Origin of the sequence: Pseudomonas sp. NPDC089569 (assembly GCF_050280625.1) — a bacterium.
GTDB lineage: Bacteria > Pseudomonadota > Gammaproteobacteria > Pseudomonadales > Pseudomonadaceae > Aquipseudomonas.
Map to the genome: position 1 here is coordinate 1 of NZ_JBNNVQ010000146.1, position 11246 is coordinate 11246.

An 11246-nucleotide genomic window follows, 5' to 3' on the forward strand; every position below is an offset into this window, starting at 1 on the left:
CTGGGCCAGCTCGCCGACTTGTCCGTCGTCGAGTTTGGGCAGGCTCAAATCGTTGCGTTCGGCGTAGTCGGCGATCAGCCCGGCATCGCCACCGGCGCACGGTTCTGGGGTTGGGCCCCGGAGTTGAACGACGTCATCGCGGTATCTCCTCACACAATGCAGGTGATGGCCTCAGGCGGAGGCTCTTGTTTCTTGTTATTGCCATCGTTCTCGCGCGGGAGACGGGCTTTGTAATGACAGAGCAATTGCCATGCCTAAATTTGAATGCGCGTTCAATAACTCCTAAAAACGACGTCGGAATGTGTCTATATATGACGCACAGGGAACAGGGATTAAGCGTGCCAGCCGGCAAGACAAGTGCCCTGCTCCGTTGCGTGTGAGCAATTCGGTAGCACTTGTGGGAACAGGGCCGCGAGCAGCCCGAAAAGAGTGTCACCGCAGGCACGCAGTGACGAATGGTCGGAAGGCGTCAATACGCCCCCCTTCAACGACAGACAATTATCTGTGAGCGACGCGCCAAAACGTGGCGCGTTTTCCAGCGAATGTTCACTTAAGGCGCAGTTTTGACTGGTCCAACACTATTCCTATCCGTAGGAGCCAGGCTTGCCGGCGAACCGGTCGACAGGGTGTACCAGATAGACCATATCAACCGGTTCGCCGGCAAGCCTGGCTCCTACGGGATGAGGGGGGATATCAGCACTCGACAGCGCTGACCGCCAGCCCGCCCCGCGATGTCTCCTTATATTTGTCATGCATGTCGGCACCGGTATCGCGCATGGTGCGAATCACCCGATCCAGTGAAATGAAGTGCTGGCCATCGCCACGCAATGCCATCTGCGCGGCGTTGATCGCTTTCACGGCGGCAATCGCGTTGCGCTCGATGCACGGCACTTGTACCAGGCCGCCCACCGGATCGCAGGTCAGCCCGAGGTTGTGCTCCAGGCCGATTTCCGCCGCGTTGCACAGTTGCTCCGGCGTCGCACCGAGGACTTCGGCCAACCCTGCCGCCGCCATGGCGCATGCCGAGCCGACTTCACCCTGGCAACCCACTTCGGCACCCGAGATCGAAGCATTCTTCTTGCACAGGATCCCCACGGCCGCAGCACCCAGGAAGTAGTCGACGACATTGGCGTCCGTCACGTCCTCGCTGAACTTCATGAAGTAGTGCAGCACCGCCGGAATAATCCCGGCCGCGCCATTGGTCGGTGCTGTCACCATGCGTCCGCCGGCGGCGTTCTCTTCGTTGACCGCCAGGGCATAGAGGTTGACCCACTCCATGGCCGACAACGTCGAGCCGATCACGTTGGGCTTGTTCAGCTCCTGCAGGCTGCGATGCAGCTTGGCGGCGCGGCGGCGCACATTCAGGCCGCCAGGCAAAATGCCCTCGTGCTTGAGGCCGTGCTCGACGCAATCCTGCATGGCACGCCAGAGCTTCATCAGACCGCTGCGGATTTCATCTTCGCTGCGCCAGACTTTCTCGTTGATCATCATCAATTGCGCCACGCTCAGGCTGTGCTTTTTACACAGCTGCAGCAGCTCGGCGGCGCTGGAGAAATCATAAGGAAGCACAGTGCGGTCAAGGTCCACGACGCCACTGGACGCCTGGGCCTCGTCGACGACAAAACCGCCGCCGACCGAATAATAGGTGTCGCGATGCAACTCGCCGTCATCGCCCTCGACAATCAGGGTCATGGCGTTGGGATGGAACGGCAGGTTTTCGTCGATCAGGCGCATGTCCCGCGCCCAGATGAATGGCACGGGCAACCGACCGTCGAGCAGCAGTGTGTCGGTTTCGCGCAGGGTGGCGATGCGAATACCGATTTGCGACGGATCGATCGCATCCGGCCACTCGCCCATCAGCCCCATGATGACCGCGTTGTCGCTCCCGTGGCCGATGCCGGTGGCAGACAACGAACCGAAGAGCTGAACTTCGACGCGCCGCACTTGCTCCAGCAGCCCCCGCTCGCGCAAATCCTGCACGAACAGCGCCGCCGCCCGCATGGGGCCCACGGTGTGCGAACTGGAAGGGCCGATGCCGATTTTGAACAGGTCGAAAACACTGATAGCCATTACTGCCGAACTCCTGGGTGAGCCAACTCCCGACGCATAAAGCGGCCGGTGGCGGAGCTGCTACGCTCAAGCTGCGATCCGCCGAGATGGACCCATCATCAGCCTTTTGTCATGTCGTTCGACGTCTCACACCGACGCACTCTTGCCCAACAACGCCGTGGGCGTTTTGCGCCATGTTTTCGCCGTTTTTTTGCGATTCAGAGAGGGAAAAGGGAGTGAAAAAATCTGTAAGCGACGTCACTGACACTGGATGCGACCATCCCTGTACTGGTTACGACGCACCCTGTAGGCGTCAGATTTTCACTGGTACATGATCATATCGACTCGATTGCACGGCGCCGTGGTAGAGCTGTCTCCAGAACGCCATCCAACCGCAACCCATAAGTGCGGTGGTCCCAGTCGGAACACTGCCAAAAAAAACACCAAGGAGTCCATCCATGAAAGGTTCCCCGTCGTTGTTGTTGGCCGCCATGCTTAGTCTGCCGGTTCTGGCGCAAGCCGCAGAACCGGCGCAATGCAGTACCGTGAACTTCTCCGATGTTGGCTGGACCGACATTACCGCCACCACAGCGACCACCAGCGTCGTGCTCGATGCCCTCGGCTACAAGACCAAGACCACCATGATTTCCGTGCCTGTGACCTACAAGTCCCTGGCCGACGGCAAGAACATGGACGTGTTCCTGGGCAACTGGATGCCGACCATGGAAAACGACATCAAGGCCTATCGCGATGCCGGTACCGTCGACATCGTGCGCACCAACCTGAAGGGCGCCAAGTACACCCTCGCCGTTCCCCAGGCGCTGTACGACAAGGGGCTGCATGACTTCGCCGATATTGCCAAATTCAAGAAGGAACTCGACGGCAAGATCTATGGCATCGAGCCTGGCAACGACGGCAACCGCCTGATCCAGAGTATGATTGACAAGAACGCCTTCGGTCTTAAAGACGCCGGATTCAAGGTCGTCGAATCCAGTGAAGCGGGCATGCTGTCGCAGGTCGACCGCGCACAGAAACGCGATACCGCCGTGGTGTTCCTGGGCTGGGCGCCGCACCCGATGAACAAGCGCTTCAAGATTCAATACCTGACCGGCGGCGACGAATACTTCGGCCCCGATTTCGGTGCCGCCACGGTGGCGACCAACACCCGCAAAGGGTATGCCGAGGAATGCAGCAACGTCGGAAAGTTGCTGAAGAACCTGGAGTTTACTGTCGACATGGAAAGTGAACTGATGGGCAACATCCTGGACGACAAAATGAAGCCTGACGCGGCCGCCAAGGCCTGGCTGAAAAAGAACCCACAGGTGCTCGATACCTGGCTCGCTGGCGTGACCACCATTGACGGTAAACCTGGCCTGGACGCCGTGAAGACCAAGCTCGCGAAATAAATCGCTTACGCCGGGCGGGTTCGCCTGCCCGGGCTGTTTTTTCCTTGCATGCGGACGTTCACTACCATGCTGATTGATCAGAAAATACCTTTAGGCCAGCACATCGCGAGCTTCGTCGAGTGGTTGACGCAACACGGTGCCTCCACCTTCGACGCCATTGCCGTAACGCTGGAAACGATGATCCACGGCGTGACATTTGCGCTGACCTGGTTCAACCCTTTCGTCCTGATTGGCCTCATCGCCATCCTCGCCCACTTCATTCAACGCAAATGGGGCTTGACCGCCTTCGTCATTGCCTCCTTTCTGCTGATCCTCAACCTGGGGTACTGGCAGGAAACCATGGAAACCCTCGCCCAGGTGATGTTCGCCACCCTGGTCTGCGTGGTCATCGGCGTGCCGTTGGGCATCGTCGCCGCGCACAAACCGATGTTCTACACACTGATGCGTCCTGTACTCGATCTGATGCAGACCGTACCGACCTTCGTGTACCTCATTCCTACCCTGACCCTCTTCGGTCTGGGCGTGGTCCCGGGTCTGATTTCGACGGTGGTGTTCGCGATTGCCGCGCCCATCCGCCTGACCTACCTGGGTATCTGCGATGTCCCGCAAGAATTGATGGACGCCGGCAAGGCCTTCGGCTGCTCGCGCCGCCAACTGCTGACGCGAATCGAACTGCCCCATGCCATGCCAAGCATCGCGGCCGGCGTTACCCAGTGCATCATGCTGTCGTTGTCGATGGTGGTGATCGCGGCACTGGTGGGCGCCGATGGCCTGGGCAAACCGGTGGTCAACGCACTGAATACCGCTGATATCGCCCTGGGCTTCGAAGCGGGCCTGGCGATCGTACTGCTGGCAATCATGCTCGACCGTATCTGCAAACAACCCGACGCCAAAGTAGGGGGTGACGCATGAGCATTATTCGCTTCGATAACGTCGACGTTATCTTCTCCAAGGATCCGCGCGAGGCGCTCAAGCTGCTGGATCAGGGCCTGACGCGTAACGAAATCCTGAAAAAGACCGGGCAGATCGTCGGCGTTGAAAAGGCCAGCCTGGATATCGAAAAAGGTGAAATCTGCGTGCTGATGGGCCTGTCCGGCTCCGGCAAGTCCAGCCTGCTGCGCTGCATCAACGGCCTGAACACCGTCAGCCGCGGCAAGCTGTTCGTCGAACATGAAGGCCGCCAGATCGACATCGCTTCCTGCACCCCCGCCGAGCTGAAAATGATGCGCACCAAGCGCATTGCGATGGTGTTCCAGAAGTTTGCCCTGATGCCTTGGCTGACGGTGCGCGAGAACATCAGCTTCGGCCTGGAAATGCAGGGCCGTCCGGAAAAGGAACGCCGCAAACTGGTGGACGACAAGCTGGAACTGGTGGGTCTGACCCAATGGCGCAACAAGAAGCCCGATGAACTGTCCGGCGGCATGCAACAGCGCGTGGGCCTGGCCCGTGCGCTGGCCATGGACGCGGACATTCTGCTGATGGACGAACCGTTCTCGGCCCTCGACCCGTTGATCCGCCAGGGCCTGCAGGACGAACTGCTGGAACTGCAACGCAAGCTGAGCAAGACCATCGTGTTCGTGAGCCATGACCTCGATGAAGCGCTGAAACTCGGTAGCCGTATCGCCATCATGAAAGACGGCCGGATCATCCAGTACAGCAAGGCCGAAGACATCGTCCTCAACCCTGCCGACGACTACGTGCGGACCTTCGTGGCCCACACCAACCCGCTGAACGTGCTGTGCGGTCGCAGCCTGATGCGCACCCTGGACAACTGCAAGCGCATCAACGGTTCGGTTTGCCTGGATCCGGGCGGCGACTCGTGGCTGGACCTGGCCGAAGGCAACACCATCAAGGGCGCGCGCCAGAACGGCTCGGCCCTGGATCTGCAGAACTGGGCACCCGGCCAGGCCGTTGAAGGACTGGGTCGCAGGCCAACCCTGGTGGACTCCAACATCGGCATGCGCGACGCGCTGCAGATTCGCTACCAGACCGGCAACAAACTGGTGCTGCACGACAACAACAAAGTCGTCGGGATACTTGGCGACAGCGAGCTGTACCACGCGCTGCTCGGCAAGAACCTGGGCTAAGGCAACAGAAACAAAAACGCCGCGATAGATTCGCGGCGTTTTTGTTTATGAAGATTCGACCAGACCGACAATCGGCAGCGTGGCCGGAACGCGGAGCGTCCCTTGAGGCGTTCCCACGCGGAGCATGGGAACGAGCAGGAGAGTGAGGTGTTTGATCGTTCCCACGCTCTGCGTGGGAATGCAGCCCGGGACGCACCGCGTCCCATCGGTGCCAGACAGCCAATCGGCAGCGCGGCCGGAACGCGGAGCGTCCCTTGAGGCGTTCCCACGCGGAGCATGGGAACGATCAGGACTCACAACTCAGCGATACACCCGATCAATTGGTAACCCGGTCTGCCATTGTGCGGGTCTGCACTTGCGGCTGGTTCGGCTGCAGGTCCAGTTCGGTCAGAAGCTCGGTGAAACCACGACGACTGCGTGCCGCCATTTCCGCCTGTTCCTGCTCGATCTGCACGTCGTGGCGCATGGCCTTGTGCAGGCCGAACATGAAGAACACCAGCACCACCGAGAACGGCAGGCCGGCCAGCACCACCATGGTTTGCATGGCTTCGAAGTTACCGGCGAACAGCAGGCCGATGGTGACCAGCGTAATGACGACCGACCAGAAGATCCGCAGCCAGTGCGGGGCGTCTTCGTCGACGGTGCCGCCCTTGCACGACAGGTTGGCCATCATCACCGCGCCGGAATCCGCCGGGGTCAGGAACAGTACGAATCCGACGAAAATCGACACGCCGATCACCACTTTCGACGCCGGGTAATGCTCAAGCAGTTGATAGATCGCCATCGACGGCTGTTCCAATGCCGTCTTGCCCAGCTCCGCGGCCCCATGGTTCATCACCAGGTCCAGGGCCGAGTTGCCGAAGATCGACAGCCAGGCCAGGGTGAAGCCCAGCGGAATCAGCAACACACCCGCCACCAGCTCACGCACCGTGCGACCACGGGAAATACGCGCGATAAACATGCCCACGAATGGCGCCCAGGAAATCCACCACGCCCAGTAGAACAGGGTCCACAGGCCCAGCCAGCGGTCGGACTTCTCACTGTCGCCTTCGTACACGTACAGGTCGAAAGTCTTCAGCACCACGCCGTTGAGGTAGTCGCCGATGTTCTGCACAAAACCGTTGAGCAAGTGCAGGGTCGGGCCGAACAACAGCACGAAAATCAGCAGGCCGCTGAACAGGATGATGTTGAGGTTGGACAGGCGGCGAATGCCGTTTTCCACACCCGACACGGCAGCGATGGTCGCCACGGTGCTCATCACGATGATCACGGTCAGCAGGTTGGCGTTGCTGTGCTCCATGCCGAACAGGTTTTCCAGGCCCGAGGACACTTGCAGCGAACCAATCCCCAGGTTGGTCACCAGGCCCAGCAGGGTCACGAACATGCCGAAACCGTCCACCGCATGACCGGCCGCGCCTTTGACCCAGCGCTCACCCACCAGCGGGTACAGCGCCGAACGCAACGCCAGCGGCTGGTTATGACGATAGGCAAAGTACGCCACGGCCAGGCCGACCAGCGCGTAGATCGCCCAGCCATGCAGGCCCCAGTGCAGGAACGTCAGCTGCACGGCCTGGCGAGCCGCCAGGTTGCTGCCGGGCACGCCTTCGGGCGGATTGAAAAAGTGATCCAGCGGCTCGGACGCGCCAAAGTACAGCAACGAGATGCCGATACCCGAGGAGAACAGCATCCCCGCCCAGGCGCCGTAGCTGAAGTCCGGGGTGTCGTCCTTGCTGCCCAGTTTCAGCTTGCCGTAGGACGAAAACGCCAGGCCCACGACGAAGATCAAATAGGCGGCAATCACCACCATGTAGTACCAGCCGAAGCTGCGGGACAACCAGGCTTGCGCCGTACCCAGCATTCTGCCGGCCTCTTGCGGGGCGATGATCAGAATGGCGGTCAACAACAGAATCAACGCGGTAGAGGTGTAGAACACCCAACCGTTGACCGTCACCTTCTCGGGTGGGGTCTTTGTTAGCAAGGCAGAACTCATTGCACAGATGCTCCAGGCAGTGCGAGAGAAGAACGCAAGTACAGACGAGATACCCGACCAATCGCTTAGTGGGCAGCCGACCGGTGGGTGATATAAAGACACCCCGAAATGGCTCGAACCCCTGGAGCGCCGGAGCGCGAGGGCTTCAAACCATTTAGGAAGTCGTTTTTTCCGCCACTGCACGTAGGAAAAATCAGCAGGCAGCGACGATTTGTCGCAGATCTTATTCTTTGTTGATTGAACGTTCAATCAAAACAAAATAGACTGGCCCTCAATCCGGTAGCCGCATGACGTCTGCCGGAAGGCCTAAGGAGATGTGCTAGATGCCCAAGGTCGGTATGCAACCCATTCGCCGCCAGCAATTGATCGAAGCCACGTTGCAGGCTGTCGATCAGGTCGGAATGGGGGACGCCAGCATTGCGCTGATCGCCCGTTTGGCCGGTGTCTCGAACGGCATCATCAGTCACTACTTTCAGGACAAGAATGGCCTGATCGCCGCCACCATGGGGTACCTGATGACTGTCCTGAGCGAGAACGTCACCGCGCGCCGACAGGCGCTCAGAGATGACAGCCCCCGGGCGCATCTGCAGGTGATCATCGAAGGCAACTTCGACGCCAGCCAGGTCAATGGCCCGGCAATGAAAACCTGGCTGGCCTTCTGGGCCACCAGCATGCACCAGCCGTCTTTGCACAGGTTGCAGCGGATCAACGATCACCGCCTGTATTCCAACCTGTGCTGCCAGTTCCGCCGTGTGCTGCCGCTCGAAGACGCGCGCAGCGCCGCCCGGGGCCTGGCAGCGTTGATTGACGGCTTGTGGTTGCGCGGCGCGCTGTCGGGAGATGCTTTCGACACCGGGCAGGCGCAACAGATTGCTTACGAATACATGGATATCCAACTGGCCAAGCGGGTGAATCAGAGCACCACCAGAACGCTCGACACCTAGCCGCGCCAACCACTTAATGCTCTTGCGAGGACTGTATGGCCCGTTTCGAACTGCAAAAACTCTACATCGATGGCGCGTACAGCGACGCCAGCAGCGACGCCACTTTCGAAGCCATCAACCCGGCTAACGGCGAAGTCCTCGCCAAAGTGCAACGTGCGACCAAGGAAGACGTGGAACGCGCCGTGGTCAGCGCCGAAAAGGGCCAGAAAATCTGGGCCGCCATGACCGCCATGGAGCGTTCGCGCATCCTGCGTCGCGCCGTGGAAATCCTGCGTGAACGCAACGACGAACTGGCCGCCCTGGAAACCCTCGACACCGGCAAGGCTTACTCCGAAACCCGTTACGTCGACATCGTCACCGGCGCCGACGTGCTGGAGTACTACGCAGGCCTGGTACCGGCCATCGAAGGCGAGCAAATTCCGCTGCGCACCACCTCGTTCGTCTACACCCGCCGCGAGCCGCTGGGCGTGGTGGCCGGTATCGGCGCGTGGAACTACCCGATCCAGATCGCCCTGTGGAAATCCGCGCCAGCCCTGGCCGCCGGTAACGCGATGATCTTCAAGCCAAGCGAAGTCACCTCGCTGACCACCCTGAAACTGGCCGAGATCTACACCGAAGCCGGTGTACCGGCCGGCGTGTTCAACGTCCTGACCGGCAGCGGCCGCGAAGTCGGCACCTGGCTGACCGAACACCCGCGCATCGAGAAAGTCTCGTTCACCGGCGGCACCGACACCGGCAAGAAAGTCATGGCCAGCGCCTCGAGCTCTTCGCTCAAGGACGTGACCATGGAACTGGGCGGCAAGTCCCCGCTGATCATCTGCGACGACGCCGACCTCGACCGCGCCGCCGACACCGCCATGATGGCCAACTTCTACAGCTCCGGTCAGGTCTGCACCAACGGCACTCGCGTGTTCGTACCGGCCCACCTGAAAGCCGCATTCGAAGCCAAGATCGTCGAGCGCGTGGCGCGCATCCGCATCGGCAACCCTGAAAACGAAAACACCAATTTCGGTCCGCTGGTCAGCTTCGCGCATATGGAAAGCGTGCTGGGCTACATCGCCAAGGGCAAGGAAGAAGGCGCCCGCGTACTGTGCGGCGGCGAGCGTCTGACCGACGGCGAATTCGCCAAGGGCGCGTTCGTGGCGCCGACCGTATTCACCGATTGCACCGACGACATGACCATCGTGCGTGAAGAAATCTTCGGCCCGGTGATGGCGATCCTGAGCTACGAAACCGAAGAAGAAGTGATCCGCCGCGCCAACGACACCGACTTCGGCCTGGCCGCCGGTATCGTCACCCGCGACCTGAACCGCGCCCACCGCGTGATTCACCAACTCGAAGCCGGCATCTGCTGGATCAACGCCTGGGGCGAATCCGACGCCAAGATGCCGGTCGGCGGCTACAAGCAGTCGGGTGTCGGCCGCGAGAACGGGATCAGCTCGCTGAACAACTTCACCCGCATCAAATCGGTACAGGTCGAGCTGGGCGACTACGTCTCGGTGTTCTAAGACCCGAGCCCTGTATTGCCTGCGAGGGCCTCTTCGCGGGCAAGCCTCGCTCCTACAAGGCCAGCACATGACTGTAGGAGCCAGGCTTGCCGGCGAACCGAGTGCACAGCACTCACCAAGGCCCGACCTGACCAACTTCAAAGAGGGTGCATTCAATGTCCCAAGTATTCGATTACATCATCGTCGGTGCCGGCTCGGCCGGTAACACCCTGGCGACCCGTCTGACCGAAGACGAAGGCGTCACCGTCCTGCTGCTCGAAGCGGGCGGCCCGGACTACCGCATGGATTTCCGCACGCAAATGCCGGCGGCATTGGCGTTCCCGCTGCAAGGCCGTCGCTACAACTGGGCGTACGAGACCGATCCGGAACCCTACATGGACAATCGCCGGATGGAATGCGGTCGCGGCAAGGGCCTGGGCGGCTCTTCGCTGATCAACGGCATGTGCTACATCCGCGGTAACGCCATGGACTACGACGGCTGGGCCAAGTTGCCGGGCCTGGAAGACTGGAGCTACCTGGACTGCCTGCCGTATTTCCGCAAGGCGGAAACCCGCGACATCGGTCCGAACGACTACCACGGCGGCGAAGGCCCGGTCAGCGTGACCACGCCCAAGTCCGGCAACAACCCGCTGTTCCACGCCATGGTCGAAGCCGGCGTGCAGGCCGGTTATCCACGTACCGAAGACCTCAACGGCTACCAGCAGGAAGGTTTCGGTCCGATGGACCGTACCGTGACGCCTAAAGGCCGTCGTTCCAGCACTGCCCGCGGCTACCTGGACACCGCCAAGAAGCGTTCGACCCTGACCATCGTCACCCACGCCCTGACCGACAAGGTTTTGTTCGAAGGCAAGCGTGCGGTCGGCGTGCGTTACCTGGTGGGCAGCGCCGAAGAGCGCGTCGAAGTCAAAGCGCGCAAGGAAGTCATCGTCTGCTCCGGCGCTATTGCTTCGCCACAGTTGCTGCAACGCTCCGGTGTGGGCCCGGCGAAATTGCTGGAAAGCCTCGACATCCCGGTCGTGCACGATCTGCCGGGCGTGGGTGAAAACCTGCAGGATCACCTTGAGCTGTACCTGCAATACGCTTGCACCCAACCGGTCTCGCTGTACCCTTCGCTGCTCTGGCACAACCAGCCGGCCATCGGTGCCGAGTGGCTGTTCAACGGCACCGGCATCGGCGCCAGCAACCAGTTCGAAGCCGGCGGTTTCAACCGCACCCGTCCGGAATACGAGAGGCCGAACATCCAGAATCACTTCCAGCCGGTG

The 11246-nt window shown here is 60.7% G+C and carries 8 protein-coding genes and 1 pseudogene; 6 read left to right on the forward strand and 3 right to left on the reverse strand.

Annotation, left to right across the window (positions count from 1 at the left end):
• Both ACQKP2_RS30075 and ACQKP2_RS30080 read right to left on the reverse strand, forming a co-directional pair.
• Positions 1 to 99 (reverse strand): annotated as a pseudogene (locus tag ACQKP2_RS30075) (hypothetical protein); the annotation flags it as partial.
• A gap of 594 nt (positions 100 to 693) precedes the next feature.
• Positions 694 to 2070 carry an L-serine ammonia-lyase gene (locus ACQKP2_RS30080; protein ID WP_427581965.1) on the reverse strand — a complete coding sequence of 459 codons (1377 nt, stop codon included), beginning with the start codon at positions 2068 to 2070 and terminating at the stop codon, positions 694 to 696.
• A 437-nt stretch (positions 2071 to 2507) separates the two neighbouring features.
• On the opposite strand from ACQKP2_RS30080, the gene ACQKP2_RS30085 reads away from it, so the two are divergent.
• From ACQKP2_RS30085 to choV, 3 genes are all read left to right on the forward strand, one after another.
• Complete coding sequence (locus ACQKP2_RS30085) at positions 2508 to 3455, forward strand: choline ABC transporter substrate-binding protein (RefSeq protein ID WP_427581966.1); 948 nt, start codon at positions 2508 to 2510, stop codon at positions 3453 to 3455.
• A gap of 66 nt (positions 3456 to 3521) precedes the next feature.
• On the forward strand, positions 3522 to 4367 hold the full coding sequence (choW, locus tag ACQKP2_RS30090) for a choline ABC transporter permease subunit (RefSeq protein ID WP_427581967.1): 846 nt from the start codon (positions 3522 to 3524) through the stop codon (positions 4365 to 4367).
• The gene (gene choV / locus ACQKP2_RS30095; protein ID WP_427581968.1) at positions 4364 to 5542 is read left to right on the forward strand and encodes a choline ABC transporter ATP-binding protein; all 1179 of its coding nucleotides are present in this window, start codon (positions 4364 to 4366) and stop codon (positions 5540 to 5542) included. Before choW ends, choV begins: the two co-directional genes overlap by 4 nt.
• Before the next feature lie 316 nt (positions 5543 to 5858).
• On the opposite strand, the gene ACQKP2_RS30100 is transcribed toward choV, so the two are convergent.
• Complete coding sequence (locus tag ACQKP2_RS30100; RefSeq protein ID WP_427581972.1) at positions 5859 to 7475, reverse strand: BCCT family transporter; 1617 nt, start codon at positions 7473 to 7475, stop codon at positions 5859 to 5861.
• Positions 7476 to 7855: 380 nt separating this feature from the next.
• Here ACQKP2_RS30100 and betI point away from each other — a divergent pair, with 380 nt between their 5' ends.
• The 3 genes from betI to ACQKP2_RS30115 form a co-directional block, all read left to right on the forward strand.
• Positions 7856 to 8476 carry a transcriptional regulator BetI gene (gene betI, locus ACQKP2_RS30105; RefSeq protein ID WP_427581969.1) on the forward strand — a complete coding sequence of 207 codons (621 nt, stop codon included), beginning with the start codon at positions 7856 to 7858 and terminating at the stop codon, positions 8474 to 8476.
• Positions 8477 to 8511: 35 nt separating this feature from the next.
• The gene (gene betB / locus ACQKP2_RS30110) at positions 8512 to 9984 is read left to right on the forward strand and encodes a betaine-aldehyde dehydrogenase (protein WP_427581970.1); all 1473 of its coding nucleotides are present in this window, start codon (positions 8512 to 8514) and stop codon (positions 9982 to 9984) included.
• Between the two features lie 155 nt (positions 9985 to 10139).
• A partial coding sequence (locus ACQKP2_RS30115; RefSeq protein ID WP_427581971.1) for a choline dehydrogenase occupies positions 10140 to 11246 on the forward strand: 1107 nt, incomplete at its 3' end.